This is a genomic window from Polaribacter sp. IC066, assembly GCF_007997085.1.
Lineage (GTDB): Bacteria > Bacteroidota > Bacteroidia > Flavobacteriales > Flavobacteriaceae > Polaribacter.
Genome location: NZ_VORR01000014.1, coordinates 17,459 through 42,082 on the forward strand (window position 1 = coordinate 17,459; position 24,624 = coordinate 42,082).

Annotated in this window: 25 protein-coding genes and 1 other RNA gene; 11 read left to right on the forward strand and 15 right to left on the reverse strand. The window is 31.5% G+C overall.

Annotated elements, in window-relative coordinates; translation table 11 throughout:
* The first annotated feature begins 28 nt into the window (after nucleotides 1-28).
* The gene (locus ES044_RS06510; RefSeq protein ID WP_147118525.1) at nucleotides 29-373 is read left to right on the forward strand and encodes a DUF3575 domain-containing protein; all 345 of its coding nucleotides are present in this window, start codon (nucleotides 29-31) and stop codon (nucleotides 371-373) included.
* Between the two features lie 195 nt (nucleotides 374-568).
* The gene (gene xerD / locus ES044_RS06515) at nucleotides 569-1,471 is read left to right on the forward strand and encodes a site-specific tyrosine recombinase XerD (RefSeq protein ID WP_147118526.1); all 903 of its coding nucleotides are present in this window, start codon (nucleotides 569-571) and stop codon (nucleotides 1,469-1,471) included.
* Between the two features lie 218 nt (nucleotides 1,472-1,689).
* Here the strand turns inward: xerD and rny are convergent, their stop codons facing one another.
* The 4 genes from rny to ES044_RS06535 form a co-directional block, all read right to left on the reverse strand.
* Complete coding sequence (rny, locus tag ES044_RS06520) at nucleotides 1,690-3,258, reverse strand: ribonuclease Y (protein WP_147118527.1); 1,569 nt, start codon at nucleotides 3,256-3,258, stop codon at nucleotides 1,690-1,692.
* A 45-nt stretch (nucleotides 3,259-3,303) separates the two neighbouring features.
* Nucleotides 3,304-3,457: non-coding RNA, 6S RNA (gene ssrS, locus ES044_RS06525), on the reverse strand.
* Nucleotides 3,458-3,510: 53 nt separating this feature from the next.
* A complete protein-coding gene (locus ES044_RS06530; RefSeq protein ID WP_147118528.1) occupies nucleotides 3,511-3,804 on the reverse strand; it encodes a cell division protein ZapA in 294 nt (97 codons plus the stop codon).
* A 13-nt stretch (nucleotides 3,805-3,817) separates the two neighbouring features.
* On the reverse strand, nucleotides 3,818-4,108 hold the full coding sequence (locus tag ES044_RS06535) for a hypothetical protein (RefSeq protein ID WP_147118529.1): 291 nt from the start codon (nucleotides 4,106-4,108) through the stop codon (nucleotides 3,818-3,820).
* 145 nt (nucleotides 4,109-4,253) lie between these two features.
* On the opposite strand from ES044_RS06535, the gene ES044_RS06540 reads away from it, so the two are divergent.
* Both ES044_RS06540 and ES044_RS06545 read left to right on the forward strand, forming a co-directional pair.
* The gene (locus ES044_RS06540; RefSeq protein ID WP_147118530.1) at nucleotides 4,254-5,957 is read left to right on the forward strand and encodes a M23 family metallopeptidase; all 1,704 of its coding nucleotides are present in this window, start codon (nucleotides 4,254-4,256) and stop codon (nucleotides 5,955-5,957) included.
* A gap of 5 nt (nucleotides 5,958-5,962) precedes the next feature.
* Entirely contained in the window at nucleotides 5,963-8,410 is a 2,448-nt protein-coding gene (locus tag ES044_RS06545; RefSeq protein ID WP_147118531.1) for a TonB-dependent receptor, read from the forward strand.
* Nucleotides 8,411-8,876: 466 nt separating this feature from the next.
* Here ES044_RS06545 and ES044_RS06550 read toward each other — a convergent pair whose 3' ends face one another.
* The 11 genes from ES044_RS06550 to ES044_RS06600 all read right to left on the reverse strand — a co-directional run bounded on the left by ES044_RS06550 (nucleotide 8,877) and on the right by ES044_RS06600 (nucleotide 17,343).
* Nucleotides 8,877-9,908 carry an AI-2E family transporter gene (locus tag ES044_RS06550; protein WP_147118532.1) on the reverse strand — a complete coding sequence of 344 codons (1,032 nt, stop codon included), beginning with the start codon at nucleotides 9,906-9,908 and terminating at the stop codon, nucleotides 8,877-8,879.
* Nucleotides 9,909-10,032: 124 nt separating this feature from the next.
* Nucleotides 10,033-10,401 (reverse strand): cupin domain-containing protein, encoded by a 369-nt coding sequence (locus ES044_RS06555; protein WP_147118533.1) that lies wholly within the window; start codon nucleotides 10,399-10,401, stop codon nucleotides 10,033-10,035.
* 184 nt (nucleotides 10,402-10,585) lie between these two features.
* Nucleotides 10,586-11,143, reverse strand: a complete 558-nt coding sequence (locus tag ES044_RS06560; protein WP_189663210.1) for a hypothetical protein — start codon at nucleotides 11,141-11,143, stop codon at nucleotides 10,586-10,588.
* 588 nt (nucleotides 11,144-11,731) lie between these two features.
* Nucleotides 11,732-12,727, reverse strand: a complete 996-nt coding sequence (locus ES044_RS06565) for a DHH family phosphoesterase (RefSeq protein WP_147186961.1) — start codon at nucleotides 12,725-12,727, stop codon at nucleotides 11,732-11,734.
* A gap of 660 nt (nucleotides 12,728-13,387) precedes the next feature.
* On the reverse strand, nucleotides 13,388-14,143 hold the full coding sequence (locus ES044_RS06570; RefSeq protein WP_147186963.1) for a LytR/AlgR family response regulator transcription factor: 756 nt from the start codon (nucleotides 14,141-14,143) through the stop codon (nucleotides 13,388-13,390).
* Between the two features lie 128 nt (nucleotides 14,144-14,271).
* Nucleotides 14,272-14,583: a 2TM domain-containing protein gene (locus tag ES044_RS06575; RefSeq protein ID WP_147186965.1), complete on the reverse strand. Its 312-nt coding sequence runs from the start codon at nucleotides 14,581-14,583 to the stop codon at nucleotides 14,272-14,274.
* Between the two features lie 4 nt (nucleotides 14,584-14,587).
* Complete coding sequence (locus ES044_RS06580; protein ID WP_147186967.1) at nucleotides 14,588-14,923, reverse strand: 2TM domain-containing protein; 336 nt, start codon at nucleotides 14,921-14,923, stop codon at nucleotides 14,588-14,590.
* A 9-nt stretch (nucleotides 14,924-14,932) separates the two neighbouring features.
* Nucleotides 14,933-15,223, reverse strand: a complete 291-nt coding sequence (locus tag ES044_RS06585; protein ID WP_147186970.1) for a 2TM domain-containing protein — start codon at nucleotides 15,221-15,223, stop codon at nucleotides 14,933-14,935.
* 2 nt (nucleotides 15,224-15,225) lie between these two features.
* The gene (locus ES044_RS06590; RefSeq protein ID WP_147118540.1) at nucleotides 15,226-15,549 is read right to left on the reverse strand and encodes a 2TM domain-containing protein; all 324 of its coding nucleotides are present in this window, start codon (nucleotides 15,547-15,549) and stop codon (nucleotides 15,226-15,228) included.
* The gene (locus tag ES044_RS06595; RefSeq protein ID WP_147186973.1) at nucleotides 15,549-16,907 is read right to left on the reverse strand and encodes a 2TM domain-containing protein; all 1,359 of its coding nucleotides are present in this window, start codon (nucleotides 16,905-16,907) and stop codon (nucleotides 15,549-15,551) included. The genes ES044_RS06590 and ES044_RS06595 overlap by 1 nt, the downstream gene beginning before the upstream one ends.
* A gap of 19 nt (nucleotides 16,908-16,926) precedes the next feature.
* Entirely contained in the window at nucleotides 16,927-17,343 is a 417-nt protein-coding gene (locus ES044_RS06600; RefSeq protein WP_223269138.1) for a DUF2141 domain-containing protein, read from the reverse strand.
* Nucleotides 17,344-17,969: 626 nt separating this feature from the next.
* Between ES044_RS06600 and ES044_RS06605 the strand changes: the two genes are divergently transcribed.
* The 7 genes from ES044_RS06605 to ES044_RS06635 all read left to right on the forward strand — a co-directional run bounded on the left by ES044_RS06605 (nucleotide 17,970) and on the right by ES044_RS06635 (nucleotide 24,622).
* Nucleotides 17,970-18,587, forward strand: a complete 618-nt coding sequence (locus tag ES044_RS06605) for a GNAT family N-acetyltransferase (protein WP_147118542.1) — start codon at nucleotides 17,970-17,972, stop codon at nucleotides 18,585-18,587.
* Nucleotides 18,584-19,765 (forward strand): argininosuccinate synthase, encoded by a 1,182-nt coding sequence (locus ES044_RS06610; RefSeq protein ID WP_147118543.1) that lies wholly within the window; start codon nucleotides 18,584-18,586, stop codon nucleotides 19,763-19,765. The genes ES044_RS06605 and ES044_RS06610 overlap by 4 nt, the downstream gene beginning before the upstream one ends.
* Nucleotides 19,766-19,836: 71 nt before the next feature.
* Complete coding sequence (argC, locus tag ES044_RS06615; protein WP_147118544.1) at nucleotides 19,837-20,820, forward strand: N-acetyl-gamma-glutamyl-phosphate reductase; 984 nt, start codon at nucleotides 19,837-19,839, stop codon at nucleotides 20,818-20,820.
* Between the two features lie 115 nt (nucleotides 20,821-20,935).
* Nucleotides 20,936-21,727 (forward strand): pyrroline-5-carboxylate reductase, encoded by a 792-nt coding sequence (gene proC / locus ES044_RS06620; RefSeq protein ID WP_147118545.1) that lies wholly within the window; start codon nucleotides 20,936-20,938, stop codon nucleotides 21,725-21,727.
* Nucleotides 21,728-21,731: 4 nt separating this feature from the next.
* Nucleotides 21,732-22,862 (forward strand): aspartate aminotransferase family protein, encoded by a 1,131-nt coding sequence (locus tag ES044_RS06625; RefSeq protein WP_147118546.1) that lies wholly within the window; start codon nucleotides 21,732-21,734, stop codon nucleotides 22,860-22,862.
* Between the two features lie 13 nt (nucleotides 22,863-22,875).
* Nucleotides 22,876-23,640 carry a glutamate 5-kinase gene (proB, locus tag ES044_RS06630; protein WP_147118547.1) on the forward strand — a complete coding sequence of 255 codons (765 nt, stop codon included), beginning with the start codon at nucleotides 22,876-22,878 and terminating at the stop codon, nucleotides 23,638-23,640.
* A 43-nt stretch (nucleotides 23,641-23,683) separates the two neighbouring features.
* The gene (locus tag ES044_RS06635) at nucleotides 23,684-24,622 is read left to right on the forward strand and encodes an acetylornithine carbamoyltransferase (RefSeq protein WP_147118548.1); all 939 of its coding nucleotides are present in this window, start codon (nucleotides 23,684-23,686) and stop codon (nucleotides 24,620-24,622) included.
* Nucleotides 24,623-24,624 lie beyond the last annotated feature (2 nt).

Below are 24,624 nucleotides of genomic sequence, written 5' to 3' on the forward strand. Positions count from 1 at the left end.
TATTTGTCGATACAATCAGCCAAAAATTATGAAAAAAATTTTAGTCTTTACAATTCTCTTATTTTCTTTTGGCTTTGCGCTAGGACAATCAAAAATTATTAAAGCCAACCCGTTAGGCTTGGCTTTTGGAATCGCCAATGCTGGCTTTGAATTTAAAACTGCCGAAAATCAATCTCTTACGGTTTCTGGAATCTCTTATAATATTTCAGAAATAAATGGTGCTGGGGCTGGCGCCGAATACCGTTTTTACCTTGCAGAAGAAGATTTAAAAGGATGGCATGCTGGCCCTAGTATCGGTTTTTTTTCGTTAAAAGATGATTCAAATAATTCTGCGACTGTTTTTAGTATTGCCGTTGAAACTGGTCATCAATAGATTTCTGGGAAGTACTTTGCTTTAAATATTTTTGCAGTATATGGCTTCATTGCTGGCGACAACACTTTAGATGGTCTTAATGATACTTCTTTAAGTCTTGGTGTTTCTTTGGGGTATGCTTGGTAATCTAAACGCTCTAAATATTTTATAAAACCACCTAGTTGAGGTGGATTTTATTTGTGTAAATTTGTCTTAATGAAATGGCTAAACGCACTAAAAGATTATCAATTATATTTAAAAATTGAGAGAGGTTTGTCTCAAAACACGATAGATAGTTATTCTAGAGATTTAGAGAAACTCTTGCTTTTTTTAGAAGAACACGAAATAGACTCCTCTCCTATTAGTGTTGACAAAATTATAGTGCAACAATTTATTTATGATGTTGCAAAAAAAGTAAACCCAAGAAGCCAAGCAAGAATTATTTCGGGATTGCGCAGTTTTTTTGATTATTTGGTATTTGAAAATTATAGAGAAACAAATCCTACAGATTTAATTGAAGCACCAAAAATCGGAAGAAAATTACCAGATACTTTATCCGAAGATGAAATAAATGAACTGATTGCCGCAATAGATTTAAGTCATCCGCAAGGAGAAAGAAACAGAACTATTTTAGAAACCATGTATAGTTGTGGTTTAAGAGTTAGTGAACTCATTACCCTAAAAATATCCGATTTATTTTTTGACGAAGGTTTTATAAAAGTTACTGGTAAAGGAAATAAAGAGCGCTTTGTTCCTATTCATTATAGTGCCCAGAAATATATTTCTATCTATATAAATGACATTAGAAGTCATTTAAAACCTATTAAAGGCTTTGAAGATACGTTGTTTTTAAATAGACGCGGAAAAGGTTTAACAAGACAGATGATTTTTACAATTTTAAAAGATGTGTCCGTTAAAATCAATTTAAAGAAAAAAATAAGTCCGCATACATTAAGACATTCATTTGCCACTCATTTATTAAAAAATGGTGCCGATTTAAGAGCAATACAGCAAATGTTAGGGCATGAAAGCATTACAACTACAGAAATATATGTGCATTTAGATACAAGTTATTTAAAGGAGGTTGTCGAAACGTATCATCCAAGAAGCCCTGTCTAATTCCCTAAAAGGGGAGAACTCTTACTCTTGCCAATATCATAAAACTAGTAATAAGGGGCAAAAACCCGTGCAATACAAAACAAAAAATCTTGCTTTTATAAAGCAAGATTTTTTAAATATATTTTGAAAATGGTGAAATAAACACAAAAGTAAATCTCCATAAGTTTCTCCGAGAGTTTTTATTGAGCTCACTGAAATAGAAAGCTTAAGATAAACTTTTACTTCGCCACATTTACTGCTCTTGTTTCTCTAATAACCGTCACTTTTACCTGACCGGGATAGGTCATATCATTTTGTATTTTTTGAGAAATACTAAAAGATAATTCCGCTGCTTTGGTATCATTAACTTTACCACTTTCTACCATAACGCGCAATTCACGACCGGCTTGAATAGCATACGCTTTCTGAACGCCTGTAAACCCAAAAGCAATTTCTTCTAAATCTTTTAAACGCTGAATATAAGAATCTAACACTTGGCGTCTTGCACCTGGTCTTGCTCCTGAAATAGCATCACAAACCTGAACGATTGGTGATAATAAACTCTTCATTTCAATTTCATCGTGGTGCGCTCCAATAGCATTACAAACTTCTTCTTTTTCACCGTATTTTTCAGCCCATTGCATTCCTAAAAGTGCATGCGGTAATTCGCTTTCTGCATCAGGTACTTTCCCTATATCATGCAACAAGCCTGCTCTTTTTGCTAATTTTGCATTTAAGCCCATTTCTGAAGCCATAATACCACATAGGTTTGCAACTTCTCGCGAGTGTTGTAATAAATTTTGACCATAAGAAGAACGATATTTCATTCTTCCAACAGTTTTAATTAACTCTGGGTGCAATCCGTGAATCCCTAAATCTATAACAGTTCTTTTACCAACTTCTATAATTTCTTGGCTAATTTGTTTTTCTGTTTTTTTAACAACCTCTTCAATTCTTGCTGGGTGAATTCTACCATCAGTAACCAATTTATGCATTGCCAAACGTGCAATTTCTCTACGCACAGGATCAAAACAAGAAAGTATAATTGCTTCAGGGGTATCATCTACAATAATCTCTACACCTGTTGCTGCTTCTAGCGCTCTAATATTACGTCCTTCTCTACCTATAATTCGTCCTTTCACATCATCCGACTCCAAATTAAAAACAGATACACAATTTTCTACGGCTTGCTCTACACCAACTCTTTGTATGGTTCCTAAAACAATTTTTCTTGCTTCTTGTTCAGCTGTTAATTTAGATTCTTCAATAGAAGTTTGTACAAAAGCCATGGCTTCTGCTTTAGCTTCTTCTTTTAAAGATGCCACCAACTCTTTTTTAGCATCCTCAACAGACAAACCAGAAATTTGCTCTAGCATATCTACATGACGCTTGTGCATTTTATCTAAATCGCCTTCTTTTTTTTCTAAAAAGTCTAGCTTAAAATTATAATCCTTTTCTTTTTGTTCTATCGATTGATTTAAGCGTTTGTTTTTGTCAAATTCTGAAGCCACTTTAGATTCTCTATCTCTAATTCTCTTCTCTACATCAGAAATCTTTTTCTCTCTAGATAAGATTACCTTCTCATGTTCTGATTTTAATTCTATAAACTTCTCTTTAGCTTGTAAAATTTTATCTTTTTTAACTGATTCTGCATCAATTTTAGCCTCTTTTAAAATAGTAGCGGCTTCTTTTCTTACGCCGTTAAGTATTTTCTTACCCTTCGATTTTTCCATCGATTTAAAGATTACAAAACCTATTGCAATCCCTGCTATGACTCCCAGTATAATGGGAAGTATCATTCCATCCATAATTTAAATTTAAATATAAAAAAAGCCTACGTTAGATAGGTTTTTAAACTCCAAAATGACATTTATAGGATTAACTAACTGTTCAAGAATCCGTTTGAGATACTGACATGATACTGAAGTAAATCCAGCATAAAAATTCAGCACTAACGGCATGCTTTAGTAGTTAAGACTCATCCTTCATAATAGAATAGTGTTGAGTTTAATAAACAATTACTAACGTAGGCAGTGTGTTGTTAATGTATTTTAATGAACTTATTCTAAATGATCACTTACTAATTTAGTAAGCTCCTTTAATTTTTCTATTTCTTCTTTTTTTGTATCTGTCTTATCCAAAGATAATATTTCTAATTTAGAAGCAAATTGCAATGCAGACATGGCTAAAACATCTTGTTTATCACTCACTGCATAATTTTGCTCATACATAGAAATTAACTTGTTAATTGCAATGGCTGCTTTGCGCATCCCTTCTTCTTCTTTCGTGTTATTTACACTTAAAGGGTAGCTTCTCCCTGCAATTACAATATTTATCTTTAGTTTATTACTCACAATTTAAAGAACTTTATTCTTGTAACTGTACAATACATTTATCGATTTCTCTAATTAATGAATTTATTTTCAGTTTTGTATCTTTTGTATTTGAACTACTGCCTTCAATAGTTTTCGCAATTTTAAGCGCATCGAATTGTTTTTTTTGATTCGCTAGATTTTGCGTTGTTTCTAAAAGTTCATGTTGTAATTTTGTGTTACTTTGAAGCAATATATGATTTTCTGTCTTTAAAAATTCATAATTAGAAAGAAGGTTTTGCAACGTTTTCTCTAATAAATGAATTGCTTCTAGTGTATTACTCATCTTACTTTTAGAATAATCTATCCGTACAAAGTTAACATTCTGTTTGAAACTTTACAACATTTTCTTGCTTTATTACTAAATAATTGATATTGAACTAATTGCAGACAAATTGTTTTTTAGTATTTTTACCTAAAATATTGAACATTTGAAACACCTTATTCTTATTTCATTTTTACTCTTACAAATTACAACCTTTTCTCAAGAAAAATATCCTCAAAACTATTTTAGAACTCCTTTAGAGATTCCTATTGTACTATCAGGTTCTTTTGGCGAACTGCGCAGCAATCATTTTCATGCAGGTGTAGATATTAAAACACAAGGAAGAGAAGGCTTGCATGTTCTTGCAACTGCAGATGGCTATGTTTCTCGAATTAAAGTGCAGCAATTTGGCTACGGAAAAGCTATCTATATTGCACACCCTAATGGGTACACATCGGTTTATGGGCATTTAAGTAAATTTAACGATACTATTGAAAAATATGTAAAATCGATACAGTACAAAAAAGAAAGCTATGCCACGGGCAATTTATATTTTAAAAAGAACACATTTCCTGTAAAAAAAGGAGAAATTATTGCTTTTTCTGGTGATACAGGAGGTTCTGGAGCGCCTCACTTACATTATGAGATACGCAATACAGCATCAGAAAACATTATCAATCCTTTATTATTTGGTTTAAAAGTTAAAGACACAAAATCACCTACTTTTAGGTCATTAAAAGTGTATTCTTTAAGTGATGATGCAAGAGTTAATCAACAAAAAAAGAGTTTTCAAATCTCTATAAAAAATATTGGTAACGGTATCTATACGGCAGATAGAATTACAGCAAGTGGCGAAATTGGATTTGGAGTGAGCGTTTTTGATCGATTAAATGGTGCGCCCAACAAAAACGGAATTTATAGTTTAGAAATGCTAGTAAACGGAGAACGTTTCTATTACCATGATGTAGAAACTTTTTCTTTTTCTGAAAGTAAATACCTCAATTTACATATCGATTACGAGCATTATAAAAAATACAAAAGACGCTATCAAAAAACGCATAAAGTTGCTGCAAATAAACTGTCTATTTATGAATCCTTACTTAACAATGGTAAAATAGACATTAAAAAGGCGATGAATTATTCCGTGCAAATTATTGCTAAGGATTTTAAAGGAAATATAAGTTCTATAAAAATACCTGTTGCTGGTAAAGAAAGTAATGCTATTTTCACAGAATTGGCAGACACTACAAACTACAAAGTAAAGGCTAAAAAATTTAATAAGTTTACGAAAGAGAATGTTACGATTGCATTTCCTAAAAACACATTTTATGAAGATGTATTTTTAGATTTTACCATAGATAAAGAAATAGCAAAAATACACACCCCAACAATCCCTTTACATAAAAGTTTTACACTTACTTTTAATGTTTCTAAATATTCAGAACCTGAAAGAGAACAACTCTATATTGCCAATTTAGAGTACCCTAAATACCCAAGATATCAATATACTAGAAAAAGAGATAGCACTTTTTATACCACGACAAAAACGCTAGGAAACTACACTTTACTAGCCGACAATCAAAAACCTAAAATAAATTTATTGTATTTTAAAGACCAACAATGGATTACCAATTCTGAAACCATAAAAGTAAAAATTAGTGATACACAATCTGGTATTAAAGATTACAACGCTACCATAGACGGTGAATGGGTTTTAATGGAGTACAATCATAAAAAAAACATTTTAACCTACAATTTTAGCGATAAAAAATTGGTAGGTAGCAAACATATCTTTAATCTTGTAGTTTCAGACAATGTTGGGAATACGAATACACTTTCTGCAACGTTCTTTAAGAAACAAATAAACTAATTTTTGTGAAAAACATATTTTTCTTTCTACTATTGATTCCTAGTTTTTTGATTGCTCAAAAAACAACAATTATAAAAGGCACCATAAAAAACAACCTAAAAGAAGGCATCGAAAAGGTTTCTATTAAATATGGTAAAACAGGAACCGTAACCGATGCTGACGGTAATTACCAATTAAGAATTCCGCTAGACGAAGAAATCACTATTATTTTTCGCCATGTTTCTTATCAACCATTTATCAAAAAAATCACAGTAAAAAGTAGAAATGTACTTCGCTTCTCTCCTGTTCTAATTTTAAAAACAGAGAAGCTTAAAGAAGTTGTTGTACAAGATCAAAGAAAACAAGCTTCAGGAATTACAAATATCGATGTTCAGAAAGTTAAAAACATTATTGGTCCGAATGCGGGTGTAGAAAACGTTTTAATGACGCTACCAGGTGTAAACAATAACAACGAGTTAAGTACACAGTACAATGTAAGAGGTGGTAATTTTGATGAAAACCTTGTGTATGTAAATGGCATTGAAGTTTACAGACCTTTTTTAGTAAGGTCTGGTCAGCAAGAAGGTTTAAGTTTTATCAACACCAATATGGTACAAAATATTGATTTTTCTGCTGGCGGATTTCAAGCAAAATATGGCGATAAATTATCGTCTGTGTTAGACATTACCTATAGAAAACCAACGGAAACTGCGGTAACCGTTGATGCTAGTTTATTGGGCGCTAGTGCTACTTTTGAAGGCCTTTTTTTAAACAACAAATTAAGTGCAATTACAGGCGTTCGGTATAGAGACAATAGTTTATTTGTGAATAGTAAACAAATAGACATTAATTTTAGACCAAGGTTTACAGATATTCAAACCTATTTATCATATCAATTTTCGGAAAAATTTGAATTGAGTTTTTTAGGGAATTTTTCCTTAAATAATTATAATTATCAACCTATATCTAGAAGAACTCGTTTTGGCACCGTTGCCAATCCTTTAGAGTTAATTGTTTTTTATGATGGCCAAGAACAAAATAATTACTTAACACTATTTGGTGCCTTATCTGGTGATTATAAAGTGAATGAAGATTTTAAAATTACCACAACCGCATCTCGATACAACACACAAGAGGAAGAATATTTTGATATTTCTGCACAATATAATTTAGGCGAAGTTGATGCCAATATTGGTTCAGAAAATTTTGGTGATGTTGAGTTTTCGCAAGGAATTGGCGCTCAATTAAATCATGCACGTAATGATTTAGATGCCTTAATTTCTAATGTTCAAGTGAGAGGAACTCTAAAAAAAGAAAATATACAATGGAATTTTGGTGTAAAATATCAAAAAGAAGATATTATTGATAGAATTAGAGAATGGGAAATGATAGACTCTCTTGGTTTTGCAATAAGGCCTCCTTTTCATTCGTCAAATAATCAACCTTACGAGCCTTTTGAAGGTGACATTACTGCATATCAAAATATTAGAAAAGATAATAATGTTGCCATAAATAGACTTTCTGGTTTTGTTCAATTTAATCAACGTTCTTTCTGGAACGATCACGAAGTTTGGTATAATTTAGGCGTTAGAGCCCATAGTTGGTCTGTTACAGGAAATGGAGTTGCCTCTAAAAATAAACTTATATTTAGTCCAAGAGGTCAGTTTGCCATCAAACCAGATTGGAAAAGAGATATGTTGTTTCGAGTTTCTGGCGGCTGGTATTCACAACCTCCTTCTTACAGAGAGTTAAGAGATTTTGACGGAAATGTTAATGTGGATGTAAAAGCGCAAAAATCGATTCATTTTGTAGCAGGAATGGATTATAGTTTTATCATGTGGGAGCGTCCTTTTAAGTTAACAACAGAGGTGTATTACAAAGATTTATCGGATGTGAATGCATATACAGTTGATAATGTTAGAATTCGGTATCGAGCAGACAATGCCGCTGTAGCATATTCTACTGGGCTTGATGTGCGTTTAAATGGCGAGTTTGTTCCTGGAAGTGAAAGTTGGGTAAGTTTTGGATATTTAAAAACAGAAGAAAACATTAATAACAGGGGTTTTATTGCAAGGCCGTCTGATCAAAGAATAAAATTCGGAATTCTATTTCAAGATTACGTTCCTAATTTACCAGATCTAAAAGCCTATTTAAATTTAGTCTATAATTCGGGCGTTCCTGGTGGGGCACCATCGTATTCAGATCCTTATAATTTTCAACAACGATTGCGGGATTATAGACGTGCAGATTTAGGTGTTTCTTATGTTTTTGCAGATGCTAACAAACAGTTTTCCGCGGGTTGGCTTTCTAAATTTAAAGAATTATCCGCAGGTTTAGAATTGTTTAATATGTTTGATATTCAGAATGCAATTACCAATACTTGGGTAAGAGATGTGTATTCTAAAACGCAATTCGGAATTCCTAATTTTATGACCGGACGTGTTTTGAACTTTAAAGTTGCGATGAAGTTTTAGGCTCAAAGAATCAGGTTTTTTTGATTGAAAAGACCTGAAAATAAAAGTTTTGTGATTTAAATTAGAAGCAATGCTTTTTGATTCAAATGGTACACCACAAGACTAGTCTTGTTTAAAAAAAAAAACGAGTTAACTTTTAAATGTTATTGATACGTATCATTTTTGATTCCAATATTTTTTTTTCTAAAGATCATTCTCCTAACGGATGACAATTTAAAACTAACGAATATTTTTGAATCGTATACAAGTATATTTCCCATACATTCAAAAAAATATTTTTGAGTTTTTTATCACTACTTTATAAAAATAATTGCTTCTGCAACTAGCTTTTAAAAGCAACAAGTCTTATTTTTTAATTGAATCCTAAAATTTAGGCATAAAAAATAAGCTGTTAGAAATCAACTTGCTTTTAAGTTCTTAAAAAAATATTTTAAAAAAAAATCTATGCTCTTTTTTACCAATTCAATTACAAAACATTATGATCTTCTAGTTGTACACCAAATTCTTTTTTATAGATACGCACCACGATTAAAAATAAACTGATTAAAAGTGGTCCGAAAATTAAACCTATAAAACCAAATAAAGGCACACCAACGATAACACCAATTAGAGTAATTAAAGGATGTAAATCGTCTAATTTCCTTAAAATAAAAAGCCTTATTACATTATCTGTAAAACCGACCACCACAATACCATAAATTAAAATACCCCAAGCTGCAAATTCATTTCCCGTAGATATTGTTAAAATAAAGACAGGTAAAATACCTATAAAAGTTCCTATAAAAGGAATCATAGATCCTACCGTAACAATAATAAACCAGAAAAATGGATCTTGAATGCCAAAAATCAAAAAACCTATCAACGCAATTATTCCCTGTGATATTGCTACTAAAGGAATACCTATTGCATTAGAACGAACCATAGATTGAGATTCAGAGCCAATAATTTTTAAATTCGTTTCGCTAATAGGAATGTATTCATATAAAGAAGTTCGAAGTTCAGAACGGTTTGTTAACATATAATACAGCATAAAATACATCAAACCAATACCTATAAATATATTAAAAGTACTTCCTGCAAAAGTTTCAAGATTTCCTGCAATCCAAGATGAAATTTCTGAAACATTAATTTGCGATGCTAAATCGTAACCAAATTTAGTTTCGAAGTCGCGCATTTGACTTTTAACTGCTTTCGCTACTTCTTCTGAATTCTCTACAGCTTCACCAATTTTATTGCCCAACATTAAAACAATACCCGATACTGGTAATAAAATGCACACAAAAGACAAAATCATTAAAAAGGCGGCTGCTAAATCTGGATTCCAATTCTTTTTAACAAGAAATACCATCCATTTTCTTAACAATACATAAATAGTAATTGCTCCTAAAACGCCCGATAAATAAGGAATTATTTCTTTAAAAATTAAAGTAGCAAATAAAATAATTAATAATAAAACGAAAACCTGCCGAATTATTTTTGGTGGAATAACATTCTTCATCAGTAAAACTTTGTTGCAATTTAGATAATATCTTATCTAAAATTAACAACTATAATGTAATTATTAAAATATGTTTATTTTTTAGCGTTTCTTTAAAAAGATTTTTCAGTAAAGTTTATCAACTCTAAAGTTCTTCTCTATTTACTAAATCCATTGAAAAAGCAGGCATACAAATAGCTATATAATCGCAAGCTTCTTCAAAAGGGTTAGAATACTGTACCCTTGTATTTTTTTCAATTTTGATAGATTCACCTGCTTTTAGAATAAGTATTTCGTCATCAATAATAAATTGCTTTTTACCTTTTACAATATAGGTATATTCATCAAACTGTGGCGTTTGATAAGGTTCTTGCCAACCAGCTGGCGCAACCATATGTGCAATACTTATTTGCGAGTTTTTATCGGTTGCATTGCCAAAATGCTCTTCTATTAATTTACCATCTGTAGTTGGAACTACAAACGGACTTTTTTGAATGGTATATTTTTTTTTCATATTAATTGATTTTGAACAAGCGATTGAATCGGCATCCTTTTTATAATAGTTCGTTATTAACTTTTTTGATACTAAAAAAACCTATTAATCTAAAATATACCGGAGTAAATCATCAAAAATTCTGGCTTTCGATTTGCGCTCAAAATAAGTTCCAAGCGTCGTTAAGTTTTTTAAGTGATTTATCCTAATGAAACCAAATTACAAAAGATTTTATTTTTGCTAAATCAGGAATTTGTTCTAAAGATACTTTTTGTGTTCTAAAATCTCTTAAACCCAATTCTTCCTTATCGATCGCAATAGTTGCATTTAATTCATCTAAAAACAAAATTACAGATTGCAAGGTAGATTCTGGTCTTAAACTATTATTAGCGTTTATTTCAGAAAATCGAGAATTTAAATTCGTGCCTGCTTCTGTTTTAAAACGTGCATCATGAATTTCTATACTCTTAATAGTTGATGTAGAATCTAATTGCTCTTTTGGCACAATCGTTAATAAAAGCTTTCCTCCTTTTTCAAAAATTAAAAACTTGTCATCATCTTGAAAGTAGTTATCGCCTAAAGCACCCTCACTTAAATTTTTAACGATAGAATCGTTTTCAAACAATTTATCTATTTCTTTTATCGTAGTAGCAGATGTAATTAAACCAACTCTACCTTTTTCAATCTTAAACTTGTTACTATTTGTACAACTTGTTATTAAAAGTGTGGCTACTATTAGCGACAGAAAACTTCTTTTGATCATTCTTTTTGATTTCATAAAATATAAAACGTTAATTTTTTAATTTTGTTATTTAATTACCTTTTTTAAAATTCCGAAAAAGCCTCTAATAAAGGTGGCTCTTGTTAAAACTTTTACCAAAATATTCATTCTAGTGCTTGTTCTAGAAAGAGTTCTTCTAGTAAAACTTTTGGCTTTTTCTCTTTATAATTTTTCTTATTCTTTTTTTTCAGCGAATACTTGTCATATTTTTTTTTTATCCGTGCCCGCAATTAAACCATGTCGATTGTACACTGTTTAAAAGAATTTACGATTGCATTTGTGATCGTTTTTTCACCTAACTCAATACAATCGCCTTTGATTTTTTAACTCACATTTGGTGTATTCAAAAAACTCTTCCTTTTGACTGGCACAATTAAATAAATTAAATTTCGATAAAAATAATCAAAGTTTACTGGAACGAGAATGATTTGAAGATTTTATTAAAAATAGTTTTAAATATCAGCAATAAAAACCTTTTTGATTCTCTAGCTAGAGATCCTTACTTTAGTTCGTTAAGCTTTAAACTTATTGATATTTTTTTCTTCTTTTAAAAAAATGAAGCTATTATTTCTAAAAATACTGCGGAATCAATCCTCTTAACTTGTCTAATGTTTCTGTTACCGTTAAATCGCTCATACCGCCAGAGGCGTTTGCATGACCTCCGCCATTAAAATGTTCTTTTGCTAAAACATTTACGGGATTCTCTGCACCTTTAGATCGAAAAGAAATTTTCATAATTCCGTCACGTTCCGTAAACACAATCGCAGCTTTCATTCCTTTTATAGATAGAACCGCATTGGCCAAGCTATCTGTATCGCCTTTCTTATAGTTATATTTTGCCAATTCTTCTTTAGATAAAGAAATAATTGCGACATTATAATCGTACAATATCTCTAATTTTTCGCTCATTGCATACCCTTGCAAACGCAAACGACTTTCTGTATTGTTATCACTTAATTTTTCATGAATTAAATGATGTTGTACCCCTGAAGCTAAAATCTTCCCTAAAATTTCATGTGTTCTCGGTTGCACAGAATTAAATCTAAAACTACCTGTATCTGTCAAAATACCTAAATAAAGCGGTGTTCCTATTTGTTCATCTAACAAATCTAAATGTCCTGATTGCTCTATTAACTCTACAATTAATTGAGAAGTAGAACAAACCGTGGTCTCAGAAACCGTTATTGTAGTAAAATCTTCTGGATGCAAATGATGATCTATCATAATTTTCTTGCCAGCAGCTTCTTCTAACAAAATTTGCATATCTGGCCCTACGCGATTGGTCGCATTAAAATCTAAACAGAATATTAAATCTGCTTTTTTCATTTCGGCAGTTACTTGTTCAGGATTTTCATCCATTAAAATAATCGCCGAAGTATCTAACCAATGTAAAAAATCGGGTGCTTTATCGGGGTGACAAACCACAGCCTTCTTGCCTAATTTTTCTATAAAATGCAATAAACCTAAAGAAGAACCAATAGAATCTCCGTCTGCCGATCTATGCGCAGTAATAACGATATGTGACGCAGCTTGAATTTCTGCTTCAATTTGTTTGTAAATATTCATGGATTATATTTTTGGCGATTGCGAATAAACTTGTACTTGTCTCTTTTTTAAAGAGGATGCAAAGTTAATTTTATTATTGAGTTAGCAAAAGGAACTAATCAAAGTTTAATTATTCGAAAATTATTTATTCTTTTCCAAAAATATAGCACAACTTTTTGACCTAAAGTTTACAGAATTTTTTGATTTTATGATAATATTATTACACAGAGATTCACAGAGAAAAAAACCCGGAGTTTCACAGAGCGTTTCAAGAAAAGTTTTGCGGCATAGTTTTCGCCTTGGGGAATTAAAATGGCAATTTTTATTTTACAGAATCTCTGTAAAATTTTCAGTACTGTTACTTCCAAAATTCATAAAAACCACCAAAATGTCATATCGTATAACTATGGCTAGTACTCGTTTTTAACGAGTACCGAATTAGATATGTTGCCAATAACAGCACTCATTAAAAATAATAGATAGCAAATTGACTTACATAAATGAACAACCTCGACGAGGTATCAAGCGGAAAAAACTTTATTTTAAGTTTGATGAAAACCTAGGTTTTCAAACTTTCCTCTTGACCTCCGACGCGGAGCGTCGGAGAATTCTATCGATTAAATTAAGCATAAAACACTAAATATAATATCAATAAAATAATGAATATAAAAATTGATTTCATCAATCAATCCAACTCTTAAAATCCTTCACCCTTTCTCTACTCACAATAATTTCTGTTTCGTTGTAAGAATGTAAGATTAATTTTAACCGAGAATTAGAATAGGCAATAATATCTTTTATCGCATTTATGTGCACGATAAAAGTTCTATTTACTCTAAAAAAATGTTCTGGATCTAATTGTTCTTGCCAATATTCTAAAGAATTGTCTAACAAGAAATTTCTATTTTCTTTGGTATGTATGTAGGTTGATTTACTTTCACTAAAAAAACATTCTACTTCATCAATATGAATAATTTTTATATGTTGTCCAACTTTAATCGTCAAACGTTTTTTAAACTTTCTATCTACCGGGTTTATCAATAATTTTCGGATATCATCAATATTCACCTGAACATTAGATTGTTTTGGTTGTTGCTTTTTAAACTGATTTACAGCAACTTCTAGCTCTTCATCATCTAATGGTTTTAACAAATAATCAATACTATTTAATTTGAAGGCTTTTAAAGCATATTCATCATAGGCAGTTGTAAAAATAATAGCAGATTTCACTTCAATTTCCTCAAAAATCTCAAAAGATAGCCCATCAGAAAGCTGGATGTCTAAAAAGATTAAATCGGGATGTTCGTTATTTTGCAACCAATTTAAAGACTCTTCCACCGAGTGCAACATTTGCTGCACTTCTATGCCTAACGCTGCCAACATTCTGTTTAATCTTCTTGCTGCTGGCTTTTCATCTTCAATTATTAATACGTTCATTGTTGCTGGTTGTTAGTTGTTGGTTTTTAGCTTTTGGCTTTTGGCTTTTAGCTCTTGGCTAGCGGCTAACAGCCAATGGCTCCTTGCTCTTTAAAACTCTCTTTTCTCAATACATCTCCGTAAAGCCCTTACTCCTTCATAAATTCCTTGATTTTTCTCTCTTCCCAATCTTTACCAAATGCATTCGGAAAACCGAAAGTTTTAATTGCATGTGCTGCTAAAAAGATTCCCCAAATAAGCCAAATAGGTAGAGATGTAAAATTATCGCCATCAAATTGATTGCTAATCACAAAGTCACCAAAAATTTTAAAGGTAAAATTCCAAACAAATGCTAGAAATAAATTTATCAAAACATAAGCAACAGCATGCTTGTAGAATTTTTTAATTTCATCTATTCTTTGTTTTGCTCTTATTAATTGTTTGTTCTTTAAAGTATCCATGATTTTAAAATTTTCTAGTACGATTTTCTTCCTCTTCAAGCAACTCCTTTATTTTTCTCTCCTCCCAATCACTTCCGAAACCTAAAGATCTAAATCCGAAAACGCCTAACCAATTAAAAAACAATCCAATTCCCCAAAATACCCAGGTAGAATAAACTCCGAAATTAGAAAATGTCTCTGAAAAAGTATCTCCACTGCTCATTAAACCGAATACAATTACACCACTAAGTAAAATATTTACAATAATATAAACGGATAAATGAATATAGAAGCCTTTAATTGCTTTTACTCTTTTTTTTGCCCTTAAATAACTGTGCTCCTCTTTAAAATTTTGATCCATGATGTTCTCTTATTTATGTTGTTTTTCCATTATTTGTTTAATTTTTTTCTCCTCCCAGTTTTGCCCAAATCCGAATAAATTAAATCCAAAAATTCTAAACCAGTGAGAAAAAAGTCCTATTCCCCAGCCTAAAGCAGAAAACCAAAACCAATGAAAATGAGGTTCAAATTTTAGGTTGATAAAAATTAGCGTAGAAATTACCAAACAGTAAATCGTTAAATGCGTATAAAATCCTTTGATGTCCTTCACTCTTTTTAGAGCTTTCTTGTAACGTTGTTCTTGTGTGTTTTCTGGCTTCATTTTTATCTTCTGTTATTTTGTTCTTCCATGTATCTTTTAATCTTTCTCTCTTCCCAGCTTTTGTTAAAAAACAAGTTGAAACCAAAAGTGTTTAATGCTTGAAAAGCGATTCCAATTCCCCAATACATCCAAATTTTATAGTTATGATAATCAAATAAAGCTTCACTAAAAGTATCACCATCGTTAACATCTCCAGCAATAAAAATAGCTGTTAGAAAAATATTTACAATTACATAGCTTGCTAAATGTTTGTAAAATTTACTAATTTTTTCAACTCTTTTTCGAACTAAAACATATTTTTGATCTTGTGTAAATTTACGGTCCATTATTGAGGTCTTTTTTGTTTATTTTCTTCGTCCATCATTTCTCTAATCTTTCTGTCTTCCCAATTTTTACCAAAAAAAACATTATAATTATTTACTTCTAAAAAATGAAAAGTTACCCCTATTCCCCATCCAAACATAGGAAACCAAAACCATTGAAATCCTGGTGAAACTTTTAAATTTATGAATATTAAAAAAGGAATTACTAGGCAATACGAAGCTAAATTTTGATAAAACTCTTTCAATTTTTCTACTTTTTCGACTGCTTTTACATAGTTGCTATTTTCTAAATTATCTGTATTCATAATGTCATTCATTTTATATAAAAGCGGTAAACTCACCTTAAAAGTTTTGTTATTATTTTCTACTTTCACCCCTTTTTGAGTGATTAAGCCATATCGATCAGCAATGTTTTGCAAGCCTACTTTGGTGCTTTTTCCTATTGCTTCTTTAGGGTTGATGTTATTTTCGATAATTAAATACCTTTCTTCTTGGTAAATACTAATCGTTAGCGGTTTAGAAGGCGAAACAACATTGTGTTTTACTGCGTTTTCTAATAAAAGCTGCAAAGAAAGTGGCACAATCTTTAATTCAGCATCACTTATTTCATCTGGAATATTAAACTTTACGGCATCTTCAAAACGCATTTCTAATAATTGCATATAGGTTTTTGCAAATTTTAACTCTTCAGAAACAGGCACTAAATCTTTATTTCTTTGTTCTAAAACGTATCTGTAAACTTTAGATAGTTTTGTGGTAAATTTTTCTGCTTGCGTAGGATTTTCGCTAATTAAACTCGTTAACACATTTAAACTATTGAATAAAAAATGTGGATCTAATTGATTTTTTAAAGATTCAAATTTTGCGGTCTCTGTTTTGGCTACAATTTCTTGTTTTGTACTTTCTTGCTTTACAGAATTTTTCCATTGAATCATAAACCCTCTAGCGTGCAAAAAGGCAGATACCCCGAAAGAAAGAATTACGTAAAAAAAATGACTCCAAATAAAATCTCCTTGAAAAAACCGATCAGGATTATTACCTGAAATAACAATAAAATTTATATAGTTAATGAATAAGACTGCAGGAACCGTATAAAGTACAGTGCTAATAATACCGACCCAAATTCTTGAGTTTGTATGGGCTATCCAATCCCATTTTTCACTTAAATAATCGTTAATCATTCCTTGCGCAAAACCCAATCCAAAAGAATACATGGCAGATATTAAAAGTGTATACCCAATAGATTTTAAAGAAAAATCTTGATTTAAAAGCGTAAATAAGACTGCAAAAATTAGTGTAATTTTAATACTAACGATGAATGCATCTTTAAAACTTCTTTTGGGCATAATGCTTGTTTTCATGTGTACGCTTATTTTTTTACTAAAATTTGATGTCTAAAGATACATCTTTATCAGAAACTGTAAACTTTGCATTATCAAAATCTGGAGGTCCAAAAGACATATTGTTATTAGACGCCCCATAATCTTCTAAAGGCATACCATTTTCAGCAAAATCCATTTTGTCATTGCTATTTTTATCATGATAACAAGTGATGGCATATACGCCAGGTTTAACATTCTTAAAAGTGACTACACTTTTACCGTCTATAACTTCTACTTTAGCACCTAAAACAGGTGTTTTCATAAAATTTTCTTTATTGTATAATGCAAAACCAACTTTGCCAACATTAGAAGTTACATTTACAACTGTTGCGGTAATGGTTACATTTTCTTGCGCCATTATTGAGTTTGAAATAAATAACATGGTTGCTGCTAAAAGAGATACGATAAGTTTCATAATTTTAAATTTTTAATGATTAGTATTTAATTGTGGTACAAATATGCGATCGAAGTACAGTTTTAGAAATTAAAGAATACCGAACTGTGTTTTTTATAGGATGAATTGTTTTTTTAAGTAACATCCGTTTTAAAATCAAGAAAAATAGTACGTAAACCAGATTTTAGAATGCTACCAATTCTCATATCAAGAAATTAAAAGCTATTTACTATTGAATTATGAACGAAAACGACAAATAAGTTCATTTTTAATAAAAATTATTAAAAAGTGTTCTTCTTTTATCAGTGAAAAACAAAAAACAGCTACATTTACCCCGATGATTACTACAATTATAAATAAAATATGTATTACAATAGATCCCAGTTTGCGCTTGCGCAGTCGCCGTCGCTAAAACTTTTTATTAGCAACATTGATATCTATTATAGTTATAAACCATTATTTTTTTTATTTTGAATACTTCTAGCCAAACTTACTTTCTGTCTTTCGTTATTTTGATAACTAAAAATTCACGCCGTTTCTTTTCAATTCGCCCCCTGGGTGTATAGAAAATTAGGGAATTTAGGTGAGTCCAATTCTACAATCAATCAAAACCAAATAAAAATTTTATAACTAAAAAATACAATTTAATGGAAATTGTAATCGCCAATAAATCGCATCTCAAATACGCAGCAATTATCTGTGAGACTATTTCTGATGCTGCACAAGTTAGAGGAACTGGAATTGCCAAAAGGCAACCTGAATATATTGCTACTAAAATGGAAAACGGCAACGCTGTAATTGCTTTAGAGAACGATAAATTTGCAGGGTTCTGTTATATAGAACAATGGGGACACGGAAAATTTGTTGCTAATTCTGGATTGATTGTACATCCAGATTTTAGAAACCTCGGACTTGCAAAACAAATTAAAGCAGTTGTCTTTAAGCATTCTAGAACAAAGTTTCCGGATGCAAAAGTTTTTAGTATTACTACCGGTTTAGCAGTCATGAAATTAAATAGCGATTTAGGCTACAAACCTGTTACTTTTTCTGAATTAACTGATGATGCTACCTTTTGGGACGGCTGTAAAACCTGCAGAAATTACGACATTTTAACAAGAACAGAGCGTAAAATGTGCATGTGTACCGGCATGTTATTCGATCCTAAAAATCAAAATAAAACAGCCCCTGTAGAAGTTAAAGAAAGTGTTTTTAAAAGATTAAAAAATATAAAACAACACCTGTTTTTAAAAAAAGATAAAAAATGAAAAAATTAGTAATTGCGTATAGTGGTGGTTTAGATACTTCTTACTGTGCCGTTAGTTTGTCTAAAAAATACGAAGTTCATGCAGTGAGCGTAAACACAGGCGGATTTACTGAAGAAGAAGTTAAAAACATCGAAAAAAACGCCTACAAAATGGGGGTCTCTGCTTATAAAAACATCGATGCCGTTACTACTTTTTACAGCAAAGTTGTAAAGTATTTAGTCTTTGGTAATGTTCTAAAAAATAATACCTACCCTCTTTCTGTGAGTGCAGAAAGAATTATTCAGGCCATAGAAATTGTAGAATATGCTAAAAGTATTGGTGCAGAATATATTGCACACGGCAGCACTGGTGCAGGAAACGATCAGGTTCGTTTTGATATGATTTTTCAAACATTAGCGCCAAATATTAAAATTGTAACGCCTATAAGAGATCAAAAATTAACACGACAAGAAGAAATCGATTATTTAAAATCTGAAGGCATTAATGTGCCTTGGGAAAAAGCGCAATATTCTGTTAATAAAGGTTTATGGGGCACAAGTGTTGGTGGTTCTGAAACCTTAACTTCTACAATGCCTTTGCCAGAAAGTGCCTATCCTTCCCAAATAGAAAAAGAAGGAATTCAAAAACTAATTTTGACTTTTAATAAAGGAGAATTGGCTGCTGTAAATGGTAAAATAGATTCGCCTGTAAATTGTATTGAACTTTTAAATAGTATTGCCTCTAAATACGGAATTGGTAGAGACATTCATGTTGGCGATACGATTATAGGAATTAAAGGAAGAGTCGGTTTTGAGGCTGCTGCTGCATTAATTACCATTAAAGCACATCATTTATTAGAGAAGCACACGCTTACAAAATGGCAAATGCAACACAAAGATTATTTGTCTAGTTTTTACGGAATGCATTTACATGAAGGCCAATATTTAGATCCGGTAATGAGAGATATGGAAGCCTTTTTAGAAAGCAGTCAACAAAAAGTTACAGGAAGTGTTTTTGTAACTTTAAGACCTTATACCTTTGCTTTAGATGGTGTTTCTTCTCAAAACGATTTGATGAACGCTAAATTTGGAAATTATGGCGAAGAAAATAAAGGATGGACAGCCGAAGAAGCAAAAGGCTTTATCAAAATTCTAGGAAATCAGAATAAAATTTATCAACAGGTACATAACAAAGAATAATATTTTCTGCAAAGTCTTTTCATAAACTTGGTTTCAGAATTAGACTTTTAGATATTAAAATCATTCTTATCATGAGAGAATTAGAAATTGGAATTATTGGTGGCGCAGGGTATACGGCAGGAGAATTAATACGATTGTTATTAAATCACCCTGAAACGAACATCAATTTTGTGTATAGCACCTCTAATGCTGGCAACAAAATCTATCAAGTACATCAAGATTTACTAGGTGCTACAGAAATCAGTTTTACACATAAAATTAATCCAAAAATTGATGTCTTATTCTTATGTTTAGGGCACGGAAATTCGACTGCTTTTTTGCAAAAAAACACCTTTTCTGAAAACACAAAAATTATCGATTTAAGTAATGATTTTAGATTGATTGCTGATAAAACTTTTGAAGGTAAAGAGTTTATTTATGGATTGCCTGAATTACAGAAAGAGGCTATAAAATCTGCAAAGCACATTGCAAATCCGGGTTGTTTTGCAACAGCTTTACAATTGGCCATTTTACCTTTGGCTGCAAATAATATATTGCAAAATGATGTTCACATCAATGCAGTTACCGGGGCAACTGGCGCAGGAACTTCATTGTCTGCAACCACACATTTTACGCATAGGGATAATAATTTTTCTCATTATAAGGCTTTTTCTCATCAACATTTAGGAGAAATAAATCAAACAGTGCATCAGTTACAGTCTAATTTTAATTCAGAAATTAATTTTGTTCCAAACAGAGGAAACTTCTCAAGAGGAATTTTCGCAACTACCTACACAAAATTTGAGGGTAGTATTGAAGAAGCTAAAAAAATGTATAAAAACTATTACAAAAATGCAGCTTTTACATTTGTTGCTGATATTGATGTTCATTTAAAGCAAGTAGTTAACACAAATAAATGTTTTATCCATTTGGTAAAACACAACAATAAATTATTAATAACAAGCGTCATAGACAACCTTTTAAAAGGAGCTTCTGGTCAGGCAATTCAGAATATGAATTTAATGTACGGGTTTGAAGAAACTTTAGGATTGAATTTAAAAGCGAATTATTTTTAATCCATTGTGTTTTCTTGCAAGGTTTCAAAAACTTGTAAGTAAAAATTAAATTATAAGTTAAGAATTTGAAACCTTCAAGGTCAAAAAAAGTCCTTGCAGGATAAAACTAACAAATATGAAAGTAGCAATTATAGGCGCAGGAAGTTTAGGTCAATCCATAGCAAAAGGATTACTGAAAAACAACGTGGTAAGCTCATTATATCTTGCAAAACGAAATTTAGATTCTATAGAAGAATTTAATCGTTACAAAGCAGTAACCTTAACTACTGATAATGAAGAAGCTGTTAAAAATTCTGAAATTATAATCTTTGCAGTGCAACCAAGACACCTAAAAGGTATTTTAGATAACTTAAAATATAAACTTTCTAAAGAACAAGTACTAATTTCTGTAATCACTGGTTTTTCGATTGGTAAAATAGAAAATATCATTGGCGCTAAACATTTTATCATCCGTGCCATGCCCAATACAGCCGCCGCAGTTGGGCAATCTATGACCTGTATTGCTACCAATGAAAAAGGCAAAGAAAAGGCAACAATAGCAAAAACTATTTTTAATAGTTTAGGTCTTTCTATGGAGATTCCAGAAGAGCAACTACAAGCTGCAACAGTTATCTGTGCAAGCGGAATTGCTTTTTGGATGCGTATGATTCGTGCAACAACGCAAGGTGCTATTCAATTAGGATTTGAAGCGCATAAAGCGCACGAATTAGCTATGCAAACTTGCTTTGGCGCTGCTAGTTTATTAAAAGAATCTGGTAACCATCCTGAAGCCGAAATAGACAGAGTTACAACTCCCGGAGGCTGCACCATTGAAGGTTTAAACGAAATGGAACATCAAGGATTAAGCTCTTCTTTGATAAAAGGCATCAATGCTTCTTTTAATAAAATAAATCAAATAAAAAACTAACACTATGCCACTATTTAATGTGTATCCTTTATATAATGTTACTCCTGTTTCCGCAAAGGGAGTCTATGTATATGACGAAAATAATACTGAATATTTAGATTTATATGGCGGTCATGCTGTGATTTCTATTGGGCACGCGCATCCAAAATATGTGGAGGCGATTACAAGTCAAGTTGCTAAATTAGGTTTTTATTCAAATGCCATTCAGAATCCGTTACAACAGCAATTAGCAGATAAAATAGAATCACTTTCTGGTTGTAAAGATTACGAATTATTTTTGTGTAATTCAGGTGCAGAAGCCAATGAGAATGCTTTAAAATTAGCTTCCTTTAAAACTGAAAAATCAAGGGTTATCGCTTTTAAAAATGGTTTTCATGGTCGTACTTCCGCTGCAGTTGCCGCAACCGATAATGCAACTATTATTGCACCGATAAACGCACAACAAAAAGTTACTATTTTAGATTTAAATAATCTTGAGACTGTTAAGACCGAACTTGAAAAAGGAGATGTTTGTGCTATAATTGTTGAATTTATTCAAGGTGTTGGTGGATTAGATCAGGCAACGGCTGATTTTTTTGAACAACTAGATTTACTTTGTAAAGCCAACAATACAATGTTTATTGCTGATGAAGTACAATCTGGTTATGGCCGTTCGGGAAAGTTTTTTGCCTTTCAACATTATAAAGTAACGCCAGATATTATTTCGATTGCCAAAGGAATGGGCAATGGATTTCCTATTGGTGGTATTTTAATTCACCCACATATCAAAGCAAAATTCGGAATGTTAGGCACCACTTTTGGGGGCAATCATTTGGCTTGCGTTGCAGGTTTATCGGTCTTAAATGTAATTGAAGAAGATAATTTGATGGATAATGTAAACATCATTGCTGACTATTTTATCAAAATTGCAAAAACGATTCCGCAGATAAAAAATATCAAAGGAAGAGGATTAATGTTGGGTTTAGAGTTTAATTTTGAAGTAAGCGAATTGCGAAAGAAATTAATTTACGACTATCATATTTTTACTGGAGGCGCTGCAAACAAAAAATTATTGCGAATATTACCTCCATTAAATGTAGAGAAAAAACATATTGATCAATTTTTTGAGGGCTTGATTGCTGCTTTAAAGAATTAGAGAAGAAATTAACATGCAAAAAAAGAAACGCATTTTACTAAAAGTAGGTTCTAATACCCTTACCAAAGAAACTAATAATATTTCTAGAGGCAAAATTGAAGATATTGCAAATCAAATTGCAAAACTCAAAGATAGTTGCGAATTTATTATTGTAAGCTCTGGTGCAATTGCCGTTGCAAAACAATTTGTAAAGTTAGAAAGTAAACAATCGGCAATTTTTGTAAAACAAGCTTTGGCGTCCATCGGTCAGCCACATTTAATCAGAATTTATCAAGAAATTTTTAGAGAATATGGTTTGTTAACTTCACAATGTTTACTCTCCTATTCAGATTTTGAGAGAAAACAAAGTAAAACCAATATCGTGAATACCATTAATATTTTGGTACAGAATAATTACATTCCGATTATCAACGAAAATGATACGGTGGCTACAGATGAAATTCAGTTTGGCGACAATGATAAATTAGCAGCTTTAACAGCAGTTTTATTAGAGGTTGATTTGTTGATCATTGCCACAAATACATTCGGAATTTACACAAAAGAATCCATCAAAAATAAGGCTCCAAAAACAATTGAAGAAGTTGACAATTTTGAAGACTTATTAAAAGAAGTTGTCAATTCGAAATCTACACATGGAAGTGGAGGAATGCAGTCTAAAATTGAAGCTGCTTCCTTAACGAAAAATGCAAATATAGAAACATGGATTGTAAACGGTTTAGAAGATCATTTTATAACAAATGCTTTTGACAATAAAGTGCCGTTTACACGAATAAAATGAGGTCAATAGCAAGGGGTTTCAACCCCTTGCCAAAATAATAAGAATGAAAAATTACACATCTATAAACGACATCGACAACATCAATTCTTGGATTGAAGAAGCCCAAGAATTAAAAGCAAATCCTTTAAAAAACATCGAACTAGGAAAAAACAAAACCTTGGGCTTGTTGTTTTTTAATTCGAGTTTACGCACCCGCTTAAGCACCCAAAAAGCAGCTTTAAATTTAGGAATGAATCCGATTGTGATGAATGTTTCTGGTGATGCTTGGGGCATTGAATTTGGCGACGGAACAATTATGAATGGCAACACAGCAGAGCATATTAAAGAAGCTGCTGCGGTAGTTTCGCAATATTGCGATGTCATTGCAGTAAGAGCTTTTCCTAGTTTAACAGACAAAGAAAAAGACGAATCTGAACAGGTTTTAAAATCGTTTGTAAAATTTGCTTCTGTACCAATTGTAAGTATGGAGAGTGCTACAGGTCATCCTTTACAAGGTTTAACAGATGCAATTACCATCTCTGAAAACTCAACAAAAAAGAGACCTAAAGTGGTATTAAGTTGGGCGCCACACGTAAAAGCATTACCACATGCTGTTGCAAATAGTTTTACACAAGCGATGCAAAAAATGGATGTAGAATTTGTTATTGCAAATCCTGAAGGATATAATTTAAATCCAGAAATTACAAAAGACACACCGATTTATCATAATCAAAAAGAAGCTTTTAGAGATGCCGATTTTGTGTACACAAAAAATTGGAGTTCTTATGATGATTATGGAAAAATTCTAAACACAGATGCTGATTGGATGATTACCAAAGAAAAAATAGGCGCTGCGAAATTCATGCATTGTTTGCCTGTAAGAAGAAATATGGTAGTTGAGGATGCTGTTTTAGATAGCGATTCTTCTTTAGTTATTGAACAAGCAAATAATAGAACTTTTGCGGCACAATTGGTTTTAAAAAAGATATTAGAAAATGAATAACA

Excerpts from the sequence above, each read along its gene's own strand:
- ES044_RS06600 (WP_223269138.1), bottom strand. The coding sequence starts at position 17,343 with ATGAAACTTATCGTATCTCTTTTAGCAGCAACCATGTTATTTATTTCA.
- ES044_RS06635 (WP_147118548.1), top strand. The coding sequence starts at position 23,684 with ATGAAAAATTACACATCTATAAACGACATCGACAACATCAATTCTTGG.
- ES044_RS06570 (WP_147186963.1), bottom strand. The coding sequence starts at position 14,143 with ATGAACGTATTAATAATTGAAGATGAAAAGCCAGCAGCAAGAAGATTA.
- ES044_RS06585 (WP_147186970.1), bottom strand. The coding sequence starts at position 15,223 with ATGAAGCCAGAAAACACACAAGAACAACGTTACAAGAAAGCTCTAAAA.
- ES044_RS06550 (WP_147118532.1), bottom strand. The coding sequence starts at position 9,908 with ATGAAGAATGTTATTCCACCAAAAATAATTCGGCAGGTTTTCGTTTTA.
- ES044_RS06590 (WP_147118540.1), bottom strand. The coding sequence starts at position 15,549 with ATGGACCGTAAATTTACACAAGATCAAAAATATGTTTTAGTTCGAAAA.
- ES044_RS06535 (WP_147118529.1), bottom strand. The coding sequence starts at position 4,108 with ATGAGTAATACACTAGAAGCAATTCATTTATTAGAGAAAACGTTGCAA.
- ES044_RS06610 (WP_147118543.1), top strand. The coding sequence starts at position 18,584 with ATGAAAAAATTAGTAATTGCGTATAGTGGTGGTTTAGATACTTCTTAC.
- xerD (WP_147118526.1), top strand. The coding sequence starts at position 569 with ATGAAATGGCTAAACGCACTAAAAGATTATCAATTATATTTAAAAATT.
- ES044_RS06605 (WP_147118542.1), top strand. The coding sequence starts at position 17,970 with ATGGAAATTGTAATCGCCAATAAATCGCATCTCAAATACGCAGCAATT.
- ES044_RS06560 (WP_189663210.1), bottom strand. The coding sequence starts at position 11,143 with ATGATCAAAAGAAGTTTTCTGTCGCTAATAGTAGCCACACTTTTAATA.
- ES044_RS06595 (WP_147186973.1), bottom strand. The coding sequence starts at position 16,907 with ATGAAAACAAGCATTATGCCCAAAAGAAGTTTTAAAGATGCATTCATC.
- proC (WP_147118545.1), top strand. The coding sequence starts at position 20,936 with ATGAAAGTAGCAATTATAGGCGCAGGAAGTTTAGGTCAATCCATAGCA.
- ES044_RS06510 (WP_147118525.1), top strand. The coding sequence starts at position 29 with ATGAAAAAAATTTTAGTCTTTACAATTCTCTTATTTTCTTTTGGCTTT.
- ES044_RS06565 (WP_147186961.1), bottom strand. The coding sequence starts at position 12,727 with ATGAATATTTACAAACAAATTGAAGCAGAAATTCAAGCTGCGTCACAT.
- proB (WP_147118547.1), top strand. The coding sequence starts at position 22,876 with ATGCAAAAAAAGAAACGCATTTTACTAAAAGTAGGTTCTAATACCCTT.
- ES044_RS06625 (WP_147118546.1), top strand. The coding sequence starts at position 21,732 with ATGCCACTATTTAATGTGTATCCTTTATATAATGTTACTCCTGTTTCC.
- rny (WP_147118527.1), bottom strand. The coding sequence starts at position 3,258 with ATGGATGGAATGATACTTCCCATTATACTGGGAGTCATAGCAGGGATT.
- ES044_RS06580 (WP_147186967.1), bottom strand. The coding sequence starts at position 14,923 with ATGGATCAAAATTTTAAAGAGGAGCACAGTTATTTAAGGGCAAAAAAA.
- ES044_RS06555 (WP_147118533.1), bottom strand. The coding sequence starts at position 10,401 with ATGAAAAAAAAATATACCATTCAAAAAAGTCCGTTTGTAGTTCCAACT.
- ES044_RS06575 (WP_147186965.1), bottom strand. The coding sequence starts at position 14,583 with ATGGATACTTTAAAGAACAAACAATTAATAAGAGCAAAACAAAGAATA.
- argC (WP_147118544.1), top strand. The coding sequence starts at position 19,837 with ATGAGAGAATTAGAAATTGGAATTATTGGTGGCGCAGGGTATACGGCA.